Origin of the sequence: Streptomyces sp. NPDC014734 (genome assembly GCF_043083325.1) — a bacterium.
Taxonomy (GTDB): domain Bacteria; phylum Actinomycetota; class Actinomycetes; order Streptomycetales; family Streptomycetaceae; genus Streptomyces.
Genome location: NZ_JBIBYN010000022.1, coordinates 72,774 through 91,082 on the forward strand (window position 1 = coordinate 72,774; position 18,309 = coordinate 91,082).

Consider the following 18,309-nt stretch of genomic DNA (forward strand, 5'->3'; position numbering starts at 1 on the left):
CGCCGCCCGTGGCACGCGAGAACTATGTGAAAGAAGCGGTGGGGAGCGGTATGCGGGACATCAGGGACGATGAGGAAGCGGAGCGGTTCGTGAGCGGTTCGGCGGAGGTCGGTGACGCGGCCACGGGACAGGGGACCTTCGACTCGGCGTACCGCGAGCAGGCCGCAGAGGATGCTTCCGCCGACACCCCGGCCGGTTCCGTGCCGCGCTCGCACCGCCCCAGGTTCGCCCCCGGCTCCCAGGTCCTGGTGCGCGACGAACAGTGGCTGGTGAAGAAGGTCGCCGACACACCGCACGACGGCTGGATGGTCGAGGTCACCGGCGTCTCCTCCCTCGTGCGCGGCACGGACGCCGTCTTCTACGAGAAGCTCGACCACATCGAGCCGCTCGACCCGGACAGGACGCGTCTCGTCCCCGACTCCTCCCCGAACCACCGCAAGGCGCGCCTCTACCTGGAGGCCGTCATCCGTAAGACCGCGCTGTCGCAGACCGAGCAGGGGCTCGCGCTGGCCGACAACTTCCTCATGGATCAGCAGACGCACCAGCTCCGCCCCGCTCAGCTGGCCCTGTCCATGGAGAACCCCCAGCCCCGCGTTCTCGTCGCGGACGTGGTGGGTCTCGGCAAGACCCTGGAGATCGGCATCCTCCTTGCCGAGCTGATCCGCCGTGGCCGCGGTGAGCGCATCCTGGTGGTGACCCCTGCGCACGTCCTGGAGCAGTTCCAGCGCGAGCTGTGGACCCGCTTCTCGATTCCGCTCGTCCGCCTCGACTCCACCGGAATCCAGCGGATCCAGCAGGACATCCCGGCCGGCCGGAACCCGTTCGCCTACTTCAAGCGGGCGATCATCTCCGTGGACACCCTCAAGAGCGACGTCTACGCCCACCACCTGGAGAAGACGGAATGGGACGCCGTCGTCATCGACGAGTCCCACAACCTGGTCAACAAGGGAACGAAGAACAACGCCCTCGCCCGTCTCCTGGCCCGCCGGACCGACGCCCTCGTCCTCGCCTCCGCCACCCCGCACAACGGCGAAGGGGAGTCCTTCGCCGAACTGATCGGCATGCTGGACGAGGCGGCGATCGCGGACCACTCCGCTTACGACGTGAAGGACTTGGGGCACCTCTACATCCGGCGCACCAAGACCGACCCCGAGGTACGCGATTCCCTCAAGGGCGTCTGGGCGGACCGCGGCCCGTCCCAGCCGGTGATCGCCAAGGCCACCGCGAAGGAGACGGCCGTCCTGGAGGAGCTGGCCGCGCGCTGGATTCCGCGCGACCGGGCGGCCTCCTCCGTGTGCGCGGACCCGATGGTCGCGTACAACCTGCTGAAGGCGTTCCTCTCCTCCCACCGGGCCCTTCAGGATTCGGTCGAGGCGCGGGCCAAGTCCCTCGACAAGCCTTTGAAGGGCCGCAAGGGGCAGGACCCAGCCAAGTTGGAGGCCGCGCGGCGGATCGAGCGGGAGGCCATCCTCGACCTTGCGCGCGTCGCGGGCGATCTCGGCAGCGACAACTCGTCCAAGCTTGACGCCCTGGTCGAGGTGCTCAAGGAGATCGGTGTCGGCCCCGGCTCCGACACCCGTGTTGTGGTCTTCTCCGAGCGCGTCCCCACTCTGAAGTGGCTGGCCGAGATCGTTCCGGCCCGGCTCGGCTTCCGCCCGGTGAAGCAGCTGGAGCAGGGCGAGAAGAAGGCCAAGCCGTGGAAGGCGTACGGCGGGGTCGTCGAGGTCATGCACGGCGACGCGACGGGTGAGGATGAACAGAAGCGCATCGTCGAGGACTTCGGCCTGCGCTCGGCACCCGTACGGCTCCTGTTCACCGGCGATGTTGCCTCCGAAGGCGTCAACCTGCACCAGCAGTGTCACCAGCTGATCCACTACGACCTGCCCTGGTCGCTGATCCGCATCGAGCAGCGCAATGGCCGCGTCGACCGGTACGGGCAGGAGAAGAAGCCCCAGTTCCGGGCCCTGGTGCTCACCAGTGACGTGGAGTGGCGTACCGACGACGAGACCGGTGAACCGCTGCCGCTGGACGACCGCCTGGTCGGCGCCAAGCTCCTCGCCCGCGAGGAGGAGGCCCACCGTATCGAGGGCACCGCGGAGGCGGTCACCGGTATCTACCGGGCGAAGGAGGAGGACGACCGGCTGACCCGTGACCTCATCGCCGGTCGCACCGTCGAGGAATCGATCAAGCAGTCCTCGACGGGCGGTGGCGTCAAGGCCGTGCTCGGTCGCTTGATGGGCAACGTCGGAGCGAAGAAGAAGACGGACGACGTGCCGCGCGCCACCGTGCCCAGCCTGTTCGGCACGGGCGGCGGTACAGACGCGACCTCCGGCTACTTCGACGAGGCCCTCCGCCAGGTCTGTCACCCCATCAGCCCGGACATCGCGCTCAAGCTGCGGCGTGAGAAGGATGGCACGATCGCCTTCGAGCCGCCGTCGGATCTCCTCCATCGGCTGAAGGCCCTGCCCAAGTCGTATCTCACCGAGCAGCAGATCCTCCCCACGGCGAACAAGGAAGGCCGCATCCGCCTCACCTTCGACAAGGGCCTTGCCGCCAAGCGGCTCAAGGTGGCCCGGGAGGACTCCGCCAGCCAGTGGCCCAACGTCAGTTACGTCTCCGACGTGCACCCCGTCCTGGACTGGGTCACCGACAAGGCGCTTGCGGCGCTCCGCCACGACGAGGCGTTCGTGCTCGCCTTCGATCCCGACCACGGCAAGGCGGCCGATATCGATCCGAAGCTGGCCGCCGCACTCGACGGCCCCGTCTACCTGCTCCAGGGCATCTACTCGAACAAGGCCGGGCGTCCCACCGTCGTGGAGTGGATGGCCGTCACCGGTCTCCCCGACGCCCCCCGCGTCCACCGGATCGACGACGCCTTCCTCGCGGCCTGCCGGGTCGGCCCCAGCATGCCGGGCCGTGCCACCCCGGTGAACCTCGGACTCCTCCAGTCGCGCGTGCCGGACGCGGTCGCCGAGGCCCGGCGCTTCCTGACCGACCGCGAGGGCGCGTACGCGCAGGAGATCGCTGCCGTCCTCGCTCCGTACGAGAAGCGCGTCACGGAGTGGCAGCAGACGGCGCTGTTCACGCCAGCAGCCCGCCGATCGTCCAAGGTCAAACAGGACGTCGACCTCACAGCGAGCAGGCGCAAGACGCTGGTCCGGTCCCTGCGGACCTCCGGCGCCCCGCTGCTGCGGCTCCTCGCTGTCCTCGAACCTCTTGCCGCCACGTCGGCATCGCGGCCCACCGCCGTACCCGCTGAGACCGCCACGCCCGACGCCGGAGAGACGACCGCCCGATGAGTACCGACTTCGATTCCTTCTCCAACCGCGGTGAGTACCTGTCCGCGCACTACTTCGCCGAGCAGCTCGCCGACGGCCTGAAGAAGGGCGTCTTCGCGGCCTGGGCGGACCGTGAGTCCGACGAGAACGACGATCGCGTCACGCCGCGCGTCGCCCTGCGCGGCCTGCGGTCCGTATACCTCGACGAGAAGTACCGCGGGTTCTTCGCGGAGCAGGCGAAAGCGGATGTCGAGGACGACGAGTACCCCGACGCAGTGGGCTATGAGAAGTTCTTCCACACCTACCAGGACGAGGAGTGGAGCGAACGTGTCGAGGACTGGCACCGCAAGGTGCTCGCCGCCCTCGGATACGCACAGGCGGGTGCCGAGTCCGGTCCGCGCGAGCTGACCGTCCACCGGGCAGGACGCGACCACACCGTCTCTGTCGCCTGGCACGGCGACGGCATCGTCGCCGTCGACTGCGGCTGGTCCGCGAGCAACGACACCGCCCTGGACGCCGACTCCTACGGCCGCCTGATGCACCCGGTGCGGACGGTCGGCAGCGGCGAGACCTACGAGTCGGGTCACGCGCTCGCCACCTGGCTGTTCCAGAGCGAGCTGGGCGGTAAGGGCGGCAGCGCCCCGCGCTTCGTGCTGCTGCTCTGTGGTGGGGTGATCGTCCTCGCCGACCGGCAGGCCTGGGGCGAGGGCCGATACCTGGCGGCCAATCTCGACGCCGCCCTGGAGCGCTACGACCGCAGGCAGTCCGGCGAACTCGCCACCATCGCAGGCCTGTTCAGCCACGACGCACTCGCACCGGCCGAGGACGGCAAGGGCCCCGCCATCGACGCTCTCGTCAAGGCGTCCCGCGACAACGCGGTCGGCGTCTCCGGCGAGCTGCGTCAGGGCCTCCAGAAGTCCGTCGAGATCATCGCCAACGAGGTCCTGGCCCGCCTGGAGGAGACGGGTCTCGAACCGCGTGACCTCGAAACGCCCGGGGACCCCTTCGCACGGCAGCTCACCCGCGAGGCACTGCGCTACCTCTACCGGGTCCTGTTCCTCCTGTACGCCGAGGCCCGCCCCGAACTGGGCATCCTCCCGGCCGACGACGGCACCTACGAGGCCGGCTACTCGGTGGCCCGCCTCCGCGATCTCGTCGAGCGGGACGCGCAGCTGACGGACGAGACCGCTCGCCAGGGATTCCACCTGCACGCCTCCCTCGACCTCCTGTTCAACAAGGTCAACTACGGCCACCGGCAGTACGGCACCGAGCCCTGGGACGAGCGTCCCGAAGACGACGCGGAGACCCGCAAGAAGAAGGCCCGGCAGCGCAGCGAGGGCCGCGGCCTGCGCTTCGAACCCCTGCGCAGCGAACTCTTCGAACCGGCATCGGTGAGGCTCATCGGCCTCGGCACCCGCGATCCGCGCCGCGACGAGGAGGGCCCCGGGGGCCCGGCCTGGCTCGACCTGCGGCTACGCAACCAGGCCCTGCACGAGGTGCTGCGCCTGCTCACCATGAAGAAGGCCAAGCGACGCGGCGAACGCGGCGGCTTCATCTCGTACCGCAACCTCGGTATCAATCAGCTGGGTGCGGTGTACGAGGGCCTGATGTCGTACACCGGCATCATCGCCGAGGAGGAACTGAGCGAGGTCGCCAAGGGCGGTGACCCGGAGAAGGGCTCCTGGCTGGTCCCCTCGCACCGGCTCAAGGAGTACCCGGAGAACACCCGGGTCGAGTACGACGAGCGGGACCGGGAGGAGAAGGGCCTGCGCGGCCCGAAGAAGTACCCGGCGGGGACGTTCGTCTACCGCCTCGCCGGCCGGGACCGGGAGACCTCGGCCTCGTACTACACCCCTGAGTCGCTGACCCAGGTCACCGTCGAGCTGGCTCTCAAGCACCGCCTGGACCAAGAGAAGGACGCCGAGGGGAACGTCGTCAGGACGCGGGCCTCGGAGCTGCTGAAGTACCGCATCTGCGAGCCCGCGCTCGGTTCCGGCGCGTTCCTCAACGAGGCGATCAACCAGGTCGCCGAGGAGTATCTGCGGCGGCGTCAGGACGAGCTGGGCACGTCGATCCCGACGTCCGAGGCACTGACGGAGAAGCAGAAGGTCAAGGCGTACATCGCGCTGCACAACGCGTACGGCGTGGACCTCAACTCGACGGGCGTCGAGCTCGCCGAGGTGTCGTTGTGGCTCAACACCATGCATCCGGGGATGCGGGCGCCGTGGTTCGGGCTTCACCTGCGGCGGGGCAACTCGCTGATCGGCGGGCGTCGTTCGGTGTACAGGGCGGGAGATGTCGCGCCGTGGAAGGGCAAGGCGCTCTGGCTGAACGCCAAGGGCACCCAGGCGCCGACCCCGCTGCCGTTCCGGAACAACGAGCAGAGTGGGGAGTGGCAGCCGCTGCCGGACGGGGCGGTGCACCAGTTCCTGCTGCCGACCCCTGGTTGGGCGGCGGTGACGGGTGCGAGCGGCGACGCGAAGAAGCTGCTGGCGCAGTTGGCGGGGGACGGTGTCGACCAGCTCAAGAACTGGAAGAAGGGCATCCTCCAGAAGCCGAAGCGGCGGCTGAACGCCAAGACGGGCGAGCCGATCCTCGTAGGGAAGACGAGGCGCGAGGCGACCTCCCAGTACACCCGGCTTCGGGACGCGGCGCGGCGGGCGGAGTTCCTGTGGTCACTCGTCGTCAAGCGGATGGAGCTGTCGGAGCGGGAGATCGCCCGGACCGTCGAGGTGTGGGGAGCGGAGCAGCATAAGGACGGGGAGTTCTCGTTCCTGCGCCGGGCGGCTGCGGGCGATACGGACGGGGACAGCGGGACTCGGCTGTCCAAGGAGAAGGTGTACGCCGAGCTCTTCGAAGCCGTGGGGTCGCCGTACTGGCGGCTGAAGCAGGTCATGGACGCTTGGTGCGCGCTCTGGTTCTGGCCAACGGGTGAGGCAGCGCTGCTGGATGGCAGTGCGTCGGAGTACGACCCGAAGGAGGCGGTGAACGCCGCCGAGCTCCTGGGGGAGATGTTCGGGGCCGCCGGGCCGGTGGGTGGCGCTGAGGAGCTCGTGGCGGGGGAGCGGCCTGAGTCCGGCGCGGCGGGCGAGCTGGCGCGCCTGGACGTCGTTCCGACGCCGCGCTTTACCGAGCAGACCACGCTGTTCGCGACCGAATCCGGCGTTCAGGAGTCATTGCTCTTCGCGGAGGCCGGGGGCGAGGCGGGGGCGAGCAAGCGCGTATCGGCGAAGCCGAGGAAGACGGCGGCCAAGCGGGCTCCGCGCGACTGGCGGGACGTCATTCCGCTGGTGGACCTCGATGACTGGATCGACTTCCTGGAAGCGATGCTCGGAACGGTCGACATCGATGAGAACGACCTGCTCAAGGAGTTCGCCCACCTGGATGCGCTGAAGGACTTCGAGCTGAGCCTTCCGTACCTGCTGGGGATGGACCTCAAGCATCCGGAGGAGCGGTTTCCGTGGATGCGGGTGGTGACCGATATTGCGGAGGAGCAGGGGTTCCTGCATTGGGAGTTGGACTTCGCGTTGGCCTTCGCGGAGGGCGGCGGGTTCGACCTTCAGGTGGGGAATCCACCTTGGGTGCGGCCCCGTTGGGACGAGGCTTCGGTGCTTGCGGAGCGTGAGCCTTGGTTCGAGTTGGAGGAACGGGTTTCCGCAGCAGCTAAGGTCAAGCGTCGCGAGGAGGTACTCAATGCCTCGGCGGCGGCAGCCTACGTGTTGGAGGAACTCACCGACAATTCCGCTCAGGTCGAGTTCTTCGGGGCACCGCATGCGTACCCGCTGTTGGAGGGCACCCAGCCCGATCTCTATCGGGCATTCATGTGTCAGATGTGGGACCACGCCTCTGTGCGGGGGACGACAGGGCTCGTCCATTCTGGCACACACCTCACAGGGGATAAGGAAGGCGCACTACGGGAAGCGGCGTATCGGCGGCTTCGGATTCACGGCGACTTCGTTAACTCCGGGCAGCGATTTTTTCCACGCCCTGTAGGGGACACCACCCACTTCGGCGTGCACATCTACGGCCATCCGCAAGAGATCGGGTTCGATCACCTTTCCTGGCTGGTCTCGGTCGATGCCCTACGCCTGTCCGCAGATCACGACGGAACGGGGGACGTCCCCGGAGTGCGTTATCGCAATGGCGAATTCGACGAGCGTCCGCACCGAGCACGCGTTGTACGGGTGGACCGGGAACAGCTCCTCGTATGGCAGCGTCTTCTCGGCGAGTACGGTGAGCAGCCGATTGAACAGGCTCGTCTGCTGTTCCCTGTGAGTACAGGGGAAGCCTCGGCGATTGCTGCGCTGGCCGACTATCCGTTGCGCCTAGGGGCCCTTGCCCCGCAGATCTCGCGCGGCTACGACGAGAGCGGCGCGAAGAAGGACAATCTGATCGACTACAATCGCGCAAATCCGGACACTGGTCAGGAGTACCAACCCGAGGGGTGGCAGTACGTCATTCTCAAGGGCCCTCAGTTGAGCGTAGCGACGCCGATCTACAAGCGACATGACGCCAACAGCAATGACGCGTATGGTGCGGATTTGTCGACGCTCCCAGACGACTTCGTTCCCGATACCTCCTATGTGCGGGCGAAGGGGCGAACGGCGAGTTTTCTCGCGGCGCAGGATCGGTGGCTGAACCACGCGGAACTGGAGAGACTGCGGGCTTCGGATGGCGAGATCAAGGAAATGCGGACGGCGCTGGCCGAGGAGCGAGGGTGCCTGCCAAGGGAGATTCCATACGAGTTGGTAGATGAAGCCTTCGTGGCCCAGGCCACGAGGGCTTACACGGAATTCTATCGACTCACGTGGCGAAAGATGATCGCGTCGAATACAGAGCGAGCGCTGTACGCGGCTCTGGTCCCCCCCGGCACTTCTCACGTGCATGGCGTTCACAGTGCCGCCATGCCGGATTTGAGGGCAACCGTGCTTGCCTCGGGATTCTGGGCGTCGCTCCCGCTCGATTACTTTTTGCGTACAACTAATCGAGCTCAGCTGCAAGTTGCTGGCGCACGCATCATGCCGGCTGGGAGTGCCGAGCATCCCCTCGCACCTGCGCTTCTCCTCCGTACCCTGCGGCTCAACTGCCTGACCACTGCCTACGCCGATCTCTGGCAAGAGCTCCACGACTCCAGGTGGGCCGGATACGAACCCTGGGCGCGTCCCTGGCCTTCAATGCCGACGCGCCTGCACGAGACCACCCCCACTTGGCAGCGCGACACCCCTCTCCGCACCGAGTACGCCCGCCGCGCCGCCCTAGTCGAGATCGACGCACTCGTAGCCGTCTGGCTCGGCATGGACGCCGACGCCCTGATCGCCGCGTACCGGGGCCGCTTCCCCGTACTCCAGAAGTACGAGGCGGCCAGCTGGTTCGACGCCGAGGGGTCAAAGCTGGCGAGCAACGCCCGCACCTACGGCCAGCGCCAGACTAAGGAGACCTGGAAGCAGTTCGAGGCATGCATGGCCGACCCCGCCTTCAAAGCCCACCAGGAGGACCCCACCCACAACCCCGCCCCCCAGACCCCCGTCCCCGACGGCTACACCGCCCCCTTCTACAAGGCCGACCGCGAGACCGAGATGCGTGAGGCGCACGCCTACTTCCAGAAGCGCCTCGACGCCGCCGTGGCCGCCGGCCAGTGGGACCCGGTCAAGCAGGAGGTGCCCAAGCCGTGAGGCCGACGCTCGAAGCGGAAGGGCTCAAGGAGAGCCTGCTCCAGTACCTGTCCACCACTTACGCGCTCACCGACGAGGGCGCGCGGCAGGCGCTGCACCGGTTCCTCGGGGACGACAACTCCGGCATGTTCCGGGGGCCGTTCCTCCGGCTGCGTACCCCGTTCGTCGATGCGGACCCCTCCTGGGAGAAGTACCTGGACTGGCGGCGCACCGACGGCTGGAAGCCGTACGCGCACCAGGCCGTCGCCTTCGAGCGGCTGTCGTCGGCGGGCGGCCGAACGCCCCGGCCGACGCTCGTCACGACCGGTACCGGGTCGGGCAAGACGGAGTCGTTCCTCTACCCCGTGCTCGACCACTGCGCGCGCGAGCGGGCAGCAGGGCGCGGAGGGGTGAAGGCCGTGTTCCTGTACCCGATGAACGCGCTCGCCACCGACCAGGCGCAGCGGATCAATGGCCTCCTCACCGAGCACCCCGAACTGAGCAAGGTGCGGGCCGGGTTGTACATCGGTGACCGGGCGTCGACCCGGTACGGGCGGGTGTTCACCGACCGGTCCGACATGCAGGTGACGCCGCCGGACATCCTGATCACCAACTACAAGATGCTGGACCTGCTGCTCCAGCGCGCCGCCGACGCCCCGCTGTGGGCGGACGCCGACATCCGCTACGTGGTGGTCGACGAGTTCCACACGTACGACGGCGCGCAGGGCACCGACGTGGCGATGCTGCTTCGCCGGCTCGCCTCCGCCGTCGGGGCCTCGGAGAAGGGGCGCCCGTTGGGGCGCATCTGCCCGGTCGCCACCTCGGCGACCCTCGCCTCGGGGACGGACGCCGACGGAGTACGGCAGCTGCTCGGCGTGGCGACCGAGGTGTTCGGCACCGAGTTCCTCACCGACTCGATCGTCGGGGAACAGCGGCTGACCGTCGACGCGTTCGTGCCGCGTGCCGATTACGACCCCCTCGTCCCCACTCCGACGCCCGACGAGCTGGCGGCGCTGTCCGACCCCACGCTCGGCGAGGAGGAGTTCGCCGCGCTCGCCGAGGCCGTCACCGGCAGCCGGGACACCGACCCGCACGCACTCGGCCGGATCCTGAAGCGGCACCCGCTGACCTCGGCCGTGCTGCACGCCCTGGACGGGCAGGTACGTCCCATGCCCGAGGTCCTCGACCTGATGTGGCGCAGTGGCGCGCAGTCCTGGGGCCGGACCATCACGCTGCGTCCCGAGGTGGCGGCGAAGGCGCTCGCCCGCTTCGTCGCCCTGCTCTCGGTGGCCCGTGACCCGGCGTCCACGCCTGAGAAGCCGCGCCCCTTCGTGCAGGTCGAGGTGCACCAGTGGGCCCGGTCGGTGTCCCGCCTCGTACGGGGCGTGCTGCCGTGGCCGAAGGCCGAGTTCCAGTGGGACGCGGCCGGCACACCGGAGACCTCCGAAGGCGGAGCGGTGCACACCGCGCCGGTGACCACGGCGACCGCCGGGCAGACCGCGAACCTGTTCCTGCCCGCGGTGTACTGCCGTGACTGCGGTCGCTCCGGCTGGGCGGTCTTCACTCCGGAGTCCGACGACCTGGACGTCGAGGTCGACACCCACAAGATCCGGCGGGCCTCGGTCAGCCAGGACAAGATGAGGGTCCGCAATCTGATCGCCGCCACCGAGGGGGAGGCGAAGGAGGGATCCGGGGCCGCGCCCATGGAGGGCGCGGGCCGCGCCGCCGGGCGGGCCGACGCCAACGCGCTCAGCGTGACCGGGGCCGGACAGCTCCGTGTCCTGGACGGGCCCAAGCGCAGGCTGCGGCTGCCGGACCCGGTGGCGGACTACGACCCGGAGACGGGCAGCCCCCGCCTTGCCGGATCCGATTCCGCGTTCGTCCTTGTGTTCCTGGGGGAGACCGCGACCCGAGCCGCCGAGGACGACTGGTGCCCGGCCTGTGGCTCGCGCAACACGATCCGCTTCCTCGGTACCGGCGCCGCCGCCCTCGCCGCCGCCTCCGTCACCCAGCTGTTCACCGGCGGGGAGCTCGACGAGGAGCAGGGTGAGGCGAAGACCCTGATGTTCAACGACTCGGTGCAGGACGCCGCGCACCGGGCGGGATTCGTGGCGAGCCGTTCGTACACCTTCTCGCTGAGGGCCCTGTTCAAGAGCCACCTGTCCGAGGACAGGCCGACCGCGCTGAACGACCTGATCGCCGACGTGGTCGACGCGACCACCGACCGTACGACGCTCGCCGCCGTCGTCCCCACCGACCTGCACGACTTCAAGGGCGTGAAGCGGCTGCTGTCCGGCGAAGGCCGGGGCGGTGACCACAAGACCTGGAATCTGATCGGGGAGCGGTTCGCGTTCGAGGCGCTGATGGAGTTCGGGTTCCGGTCCCGCAACGGCCGCACCCTGGAACTCACCCGGACCGCCGCCGCCCAGGTGCGTATAGCCGATCCGGCTGCCGCCGTCGAGCTCGTACGTACCGCGCACACCTCGCCGTACGGAAAGGGCGGCCAACTGCCCGTACCCGACGCCCTGGACGACGCGCGGTACCTCGGCTTCCTGCGGATCTTCCTGGAACGGCTGCGGACCCGGGGCGCCATCGGCCACCGCTGGCTGGACGGATACCTGAGGGAAGCCGGCACCAGCCGTTACTACATCTGGGGCAAGCGGCCCGCCGGCATGCGGGCCTTCCCCAAGGGCATCGCCGCACCCGTGTTCCTGCTGAGCGCGCCGAAGACCAAGAGCGAGTTCGACTTCGCCACCGGGCGGCTCTCCTGGCCCGAGCGGTGGGCGCAGCGCAGCCTCGGGCTGCCGCGCGAGCAGGCCGCCGAATTCTGGTCCCGGCTGCTGCCCGAACTCGTCGCAGCCGGACTGCTCGCCGTACGCACGCCTGAGGACAGCAGCCTGCGGGTCTACGGGCTCAAGCCGGGCGCCGTCGACGTACAGCTCTTGAAGGACGGCGAGGTCAACGAGGCGTTCGTCCGCTGCCCCTCCTGCTTCTGGGAACAGACCGTCCACCCCGGCCTGCTGCCCCAGTGGGACGGCCAGAAGTGCCCCGCCTACCGCTGCCGCACGGGCCGCCTCGTCGCCGGAAACCGGCCCGAAGGACTCGGCCGGCACCAGCGCGACCGTGACTACCGCGAGGACTACTACCGCAGGCTCTACCGCAAGGCCGGCACGTACCAGGTCATCACCGCCGAGCACACCGGCATGCTCACCCGGCCGGAGCGCGAGCGGGTGGAAGCGGCGTTCCGTGACGGCAGCGGGTTCAAGGACCCCAACGTGCTCTCCTGCACCCCCACCCTGGAGATGGGCATCGACATCGGCGACCTGTCGGCCGTCGTGCTCGCCGCGCTGCCCCGCCGCGCCGCCAACTACGCCCAGCAGGTCGGTCGCGCCGGCCGACGCACCGGCAACGCCTTCCTCCTCACCATCCCCGACCGCAGCCGCCGCGACCTGTACTACCTCGACCAGCCCCGCGAGATGATCGCCGGGCAGATCGTGCCGCCGGGCAGCCACCTGTCGGCCATCGAGATCCTGCGGCGCCAGTACCTCGCCCACCTCCTCGACCTCGCCGCGCGGGGCCGGCTGGAGCGGGCCGACGGACGGCCGCTCGCGGCGATCCCGCACGACGCGCCCGCACTGTTCGGCCCCTCCGGATACCTCGCCGACCTCGTGGAGGCTGCGCTCAGCGGTGCCGACGAACTCGTCGAGAGGTTCCTCGGCCTCTTCCCCACCGGGGTCAGCCCCAAGGCCGCCGACGACCTGCGTGTCTACGCCGGACGCGGGCTGCGCGGTGCTGTAGAGGAAGCCGGACGGCAGTGGAAGCGCGGCGAGGACGAACTCCGGCGCAGGCTGAAGTTCATCGACGAGGCCGTCCACGAACTCCATGAGAACGACGACGAGCAGCGCATCCGCAAGGTCGAACTCGAAGCGGAACACCGGGCCGTCGGCAAACGTCTGATGAAACGCGGTCTCACCACCGCACAGCAGGCCCTCTGCGACCTCGGGCTGCTGCCGAACTACGCGCTCATCGACTCCGTCACCACCCTCAACGCCACGCTGTACTGGCCCGACGGCACGGACCCGAAGACCGGCCGGGAACGCTTCGACTCCAAGATGCGCCCCTACGACCGGCCCCGCCGCTACGCGCTGTCCGAACTCGCGCCCGGCAACACGTTCTACGTCAACGGCTACAAGCACCAGATCACCGGCATCGAGATCGGCAGCTCCACCCGGCCCGACTGGACGCCCTGGCGCTTCTGCAGGGATTGCGGCTACGTCCGCACCGAGAACGCTGCCGACGACCGCACCCCGTGCCCGCGCTGCCACAGCACCGGCATCGCCGACGACGGGTCCTGCCTCCACCAGGTGATCGAACCCACCGTCGTCACCTCACGCGACAAGCGCGACGATGCCCGGATCGGCGACGACAGGGACGATCGCGAACAGCGGTTCTACACCGTCGTCGACGCGGTCGACATCCCGGCCGAGCACATCGAGGCCGGGGCGTCCTGGCGGCACACCCGGGAGACCTTCGGCGTCGACTACTCCCGTAAGGCCGTCATCCGGAAGATCAACGTCGGCCCGCTCCGGTTCGACGCACGCGCCGAGGACGAGCTCGCCGGACACGACATCCGACTGGCGCCCTTCCACGTCTGCACCGCCTGCGGAGCGGCCACCGCCGACGGCAAACCCGTCTTCGACCACGACACCGACGCCCTCGACACCTCCGCCGTGCACAACCCGGCCGTCAAGCACCATCAGCCCTGGTGCCCGCTGCGCCGGGGCAAGAAGGGGCCGGACGCCCCGAAGCAGGAACCGGTGCTCCTCGCCCACCAGCTCACCACCGAGGCCCTGCGCATCCTGCTCCCGGCCGCGACCGTGCTCGTCGACGAGAAGGTCCACTCCTTCCGGGCCGCGCTGCGCCTCGGTGTCGACCGGCACTTCGGCGGTGACCCCGCCCACCTGGACACCACCCTCGCCAGGATGCCCGACAAGGCCACTGGCGAGAAACGGCACTTCCTCGTCCTGTACGACCGCCTCCCCGGCGGCACCGGCTACCTCGACCGGCTCACTCGCCCCACCGCCTTCCGCGACACCCTCGCCGAAGCGCGCGACGTGCTGCTCAACTGCCCCTGCAAGGACGAGGGGCGCCGCGCCTGCCACCGCTGCCTCCACCGCTACGCCGAGGAACGTCACCAGGACGAGGTCTCGCGCCGCGAGGCCTTGGAGATCATCAACAGCCTCCTCGGCCCCGTCGACGAGAACGGCCGCCCGCTGACCGACGACGAGGGGCAGCCCATCGACCACTGGCAGGTCGCGGACGTCCCCACGACCGAGGCGATCGGTCTGGACAAGCAGGTCGAGTCCGATCTGGAGGCCCGCTTCCTCACCGCCCTCCGCACCTGGAGCAACGGCCAGGACGACGCCTCCCTGGAGGAGAGCGGCACACACAGCGGCAACCTGCGCTTCGCCGGATCCACGGCGTGGCGGCTGACCGCCCAGCGGGACGAGGAGTTCACCCGCACGGACTTCACCTTCGAAAGGACCAACGGCACCTCCCAGAAGGTGCACGTCTTCCTCGACGGTCACCGCTACCACGCCACCCGTGCGCACAACCGCATCGCGCCCGACTGCAGGAAGCGGGACGACCTGCGGGCCGGCGGAGCTCTCGTCTTCCAGATCACCTGGGACGACATCGAGCTCTTCGAGACGGGCGAACGCGCCAAGGCCCGTCCGGTATGGCCGCCCTACCGGCGCAGCGGTCAGGACGTCGCCAAGGACTGGTACGAGGAGCTCGGGGGTGAACGCGCCGAACTCGCCGGGGCCGTCTTCGGCAATCCCATCGACACTCTCCTCGGCTACCTCCGCGACCCGTCCCGCACCCGGTGGGGGCGGCGGGCCGAGGCTCTGGTCGGCGGGCTCCTCAGCGCCCCCGAACCCCTGGCGCAGAACGTCGACCGCGCGCAGGCCCGCGCAACGCTGCGCGGCGCACTCCGTTCCCTCGCGAGGGGCGGGAGCCCGGCGGACGACGTCGAACCCGTCGCCGAGAGCGGGGAAATCCTCGTCCTCCACGCCACGGATGAGCATGGCCTGCCGCTGCTCTACACCGTCGACCCCTCCGGCGGACCGGACGGGGCCGCCGGAGTCGGCTGGGGTGCCATCGCCGTACTCGACGACCATGACGGCGACCAGCTCGGCACCTCCGAACACAAACTCCGCTGGCGGTCCTGGCTCTACTGGTCCAACCTCCTCCAGTTCCTCGCCTTCACCGGCGGCGACGGCGTACAGCTCGCCACCAGCCTGGCCGCCGACTTCCCCGTAGACATCCTCCGCGTCGGAGGTGGCGTCGGCGAACTGGAGACGCTCATCACCCGGCTGCACCCCGAGCCGGCTGCGGCAGACCGGGCGGAGAGCGGCCCGACGGCTCCGGCGGAGACCACGGGGCCGACGACAGGGGCTGACCGCTTCCCGGCCACCTCGCCCCCAGGATCCTCTGTTGCCGAGCAGGCACTCGAAGACCTGCTCCGGGATGCGGCCTGGGACGAGGACATCCTCGAACTCCTCGAAGAGGACGAGCCCGACTCCGACCTCACCCGGCTTGCCAAGAAGCTCGCCGCACGAGGCAAGAAGGCCCCGGTGTTCGGCTACGAACTGGGGGAGCGCGGCTGGCAGGCCGACTTCGCCTGGTCCGGCCATGGCATCAAGATCGCGGTGGTCGTGGACGCCGACGGCCACGACGACGAGGAACGCCGCAAGCGGGACGACGCGTACACCGGTGACGGCTGGACCGTACGCACGGCCGCCGACTGGCTCGACCACCTCGACACTCTGCTCACCCTGCTCCCCGACACGGAAGGCCCGACCCGCCGATGACCGCACGGCTCAGCCTGTACGAGAAGGCCGAACAGGAGCTGTACAAGCTCGATCGCTCGGTCAAGGGCAAGTTCTACGACTTCTCCCACCGCTTCCGGCAGAACCCCGATCACCCCGGCCTCGACCTCAAGCCGCTCAAGGGCGACGGCCGCGTCTACCGGGCGAAGATCGACCAGTCCTACCGGGCGCTCCTCGCCAAGATCGGCATCGACGGCGACGGCCATGAGAAGTGGCTCGTCGTCGCCGTACGACACCGCAAGCACGTCTACGAAGAACTCTCCGTCGCGATCAACCGCATCACGGGAGAGATCGAGTTCGTCGACCTCTCGGTGGTCGGCCAGAGCGTCCTCCAGCGGGCCGGAATGACGCTCACCCCGGCTGAGCAACCCGAAGCCGGAGACGAGCCGGAGACGCTCGCTCCCGTATTGGCCACAGCAGAACCGGCGGCCATCACACCCGAGGTGCCGGAGGCCGAGCCGCTCCTGGCCGGCCTCGCCCCGGACGACCTCCGTAAGCTCGGCGTCGCCGAACAGCTCATCGGCCTCGCCCTCGCGGTCACCGGGAGCGCGGAGCTCGACGCCCTCGTCTCCGGCGCCCCGCTCCTCACCAAGGACATCCTGTACGGTCTCGCAGCCGGTCTCACCCTCGACGAGGTCCGCAAGGAGATCACCGCACCCGTCGAGGTCGAACTCGACGAGTCCGAGCGGCAGGACCTGGACGCGGCGCTCGCCCGTACCACCGTCACCACCATCGACGAGGCCCTCAAAGACATCCTCGAAGAGGGCGACTTCCGTGCCTGGAAGGTCTTTCTCCACCCCGCCCAGGCCAAGCTCGTCGACCGCCGCTACAGCGGCCCCTTCCGTGTCTCCGGCGGGCCCGGCACCGGCAAGACAATCGTCGCCCTGCACCGGGTCAAACACTTGGCCGAGAGGCTGCCCCCCGGCCACAACAAGCCGATCCTGCTCACCACCTTCACCAAAAACCTCACCACCGACCTGCGCGCCCGCCTCGCCTCACTCCTCGAACCCGAGCAACTCGCCCGCGTCGACATCACGCACATCGACCAGCTCGCCGCCCGCGTCCTCAGCGAGAACACGCTTTCCGGCGCAGGGAAGCAGCGCATTTCCGACAGCGTCGCCCTGAACACCCTCCGCCAGATCCTCGTCGAACTCGACGAGAAGCGCTGGGACGCGGAATTCCTGTACGAAGAATGGGAGCAGGTGATTCTCGGCCAGTCCCTCGGTACCCGCAAGGCGTACTTCGATGCCCGTCGAGCGGGACGCGGCCACTCCGTCAGCCGTCCCGACCGCGCCCAGATCTGGAAGATCCTGGAGCAGTTCACCACACGCCTCGACAAGGACAACCGCGAAACCTGGGGCCAGGCCGCCGAACGCGCCGCCCGCTTCGAGATGCAGCGTGCTTCCAGGATCAAGGACCGTCAGGAGCACAAGGACGAGATCGGTGGGAGGGATCTCATCCACCGTGACGACAGCTCCGGCATGTACTACCTCGGTCACCGCTACCAGCACGTCGTCGTCGACGAAGCGCAGGATCTCCGCCCCGCCCACTGGAAGATGCTCCGCGCCATGGTCACCTCCGGCGAGGACGACATGTTCATCGCCGGCGACACCCACCAGCGCATCTACGACCAGCAAGTCACCCTGGGCACCGTCGGAGTCCACATCCGCGGCCGCGCCGCCCGTCTCACCCTCAGCTACCGCACCACCCGCGAGATCCTGAACCGCGCCATGGAAGTGGTGAACCCCAAGAGCACCCAGATCACCTTTGATGACCTCGACGACGGCACGGACAACCTCGACGGCTACCGCTCGGTCCTCCGCGGCCCGGCCCCGGACCTGGTCCCCTGCGATTCCTGGGACGACGAACTTGTCCAGCTCGCTGCCGCGCTCAAGACCTGGCGAGAAGAACACGCCACCGGCGGAGTCGGCGGCAGACCTCGCGACCCGCGCGGCACCATCGCCGTTTGTGTCGCCGACCGCGAGGCCGCCAACCAGGTCATGTACTACCTGGCGACCGAGGCCGGCCTCACCGTCGCCGAACTCACCAAAGACGGTGTCAAGGGCGACGGCGACATCCACGTGGGCACCATGCATCGCTTCAAGGGCCTGGAATACCAGAAACTCGCCATCATCGGTGCGCGGGACGGCGTCATCCCCCGCGCCTCCCTCGTCCAGCGCTACCGCGACACCGATCCGAAGCGTCTTGCCCGCGAGGAACTGAAGGCGCGCTCCCTGCTCTTCGTGGCCGCCACCCGAGCCCGCGACACCCTGCGCATCAGCTGGCACGGGAAGGCGAGTCCGTATCTGCCGAGGTAGTAAGTGAACCCGCTCGGCCGCCGGATTCGCCGTGCGCAGGAAAGCCGCTGTTCCGCCGCCTGCGCGAGAATCGCTCTGGTCAAGCAGCGGCAGGCAATGCGCGTACACACCGTTCCACTTCGGTGCAGTCTGCAAAGCCGCATGCGGTTCGCGAGAGCCTGTGGGAGACCAC

4 protein-coding genes are annotated in these 18,309 nt (G+C 68.9%); all 4 read left to right on the forward strand.

Features of this window, described 5'->3' with window-relative positions; all coding sequences use genetic code 11:
- Positions 1 to 50 precede the first annotated feature (50 nt).
- Genes ACF1CT_RS29040 through ACF1CT_RS29055 form a run of 4 tightly spaced genes read left to right on the forward strand, consistent with a single transcriptional unit; the run spans position 51 to position 18,137 of the window.
- On the forward strand, positions 51 to 3,299 hold the full coding sequence (locus ACF1CT_RS29040; protein ID WP_391786940.1) for an SNF2-related protein: 3,249 nt from the start codon (positions 51 to 53) through the stop codon (positions 3,297 to 3,299).
- The gene (locus ACF1CT_RS29045) at positions 3,296 to 8,950 is read left to right on the forward strand and encodes a hypothetical protein (RefSeq protein ID WP_391786941.1); all 5,655 of its coding nucleotides are present in this window, start codon (positions 3,296 to 3,298) and stop codon (positions 8,948 to 8,950) included. The genes ACF1CT_RS29040 and ACF1CT_RS29045 overlap by 4 nt, the downstream gene beginning before the upstream one ends.
- Positions 8,947 to 15,801: a DEAD/DEAH box helicase gene (locus tag ACF1CT_RS29050; protein ID WP_391786942.1), complete on the forward strand. Its 6,855-nt coding sequence runs from the start codon at positions 8,947 to 8,949 to the stop codon at positions 15,799 to 15,801. The genes ACF1CT_RS29045 and ACF1CT_RS29050 overlap by 4 nt, the downstream gene beginning before the upstream one ends.
- The gene (locus tag ACF1CT_RS29055; protein WP_391786943.1) at positions 15,798 to 18,137 is read left to right on the forward strand and encodes a UvrD-helicase domain-containing protein; all 2,340 of its coding nucleotides are present in this window, start codon (positions 15,798 to 15,800) and stop codon (positions 18,135 to 18,137) included. Before ACF1CT_RS29050 ends, ACF1CT_RS29055 begins: the two co-directional genes overlap by 4 nt.
- Positions 18,138 to 18,309: the final 172 nt, after the last annotated feature.

Coding starts and splice junctions, on each gene's coding strand:
- ACF1CT_RS29055 (WP_391786943.1), top strand. CDS start 15,798: ATGACCGCACGGCTCAGCCTGTACGAGAAGGCCGAACAGGAGCTGTAC.
- ACF1CT_RS29045 (WP_391786941.1), top strand. CDS start 3,296: ATGAGTACCGACTTCGATTCCTTCTCCAACCGCGGTGAGTACCTGTCC.
- ACF1CT_RS29040 (WP_391786940.1), top strand. CDS start 51: ATGCGGGACATCAGGGACGATGAGGAAGCGGAGCGGTTCGTGAGCGGT.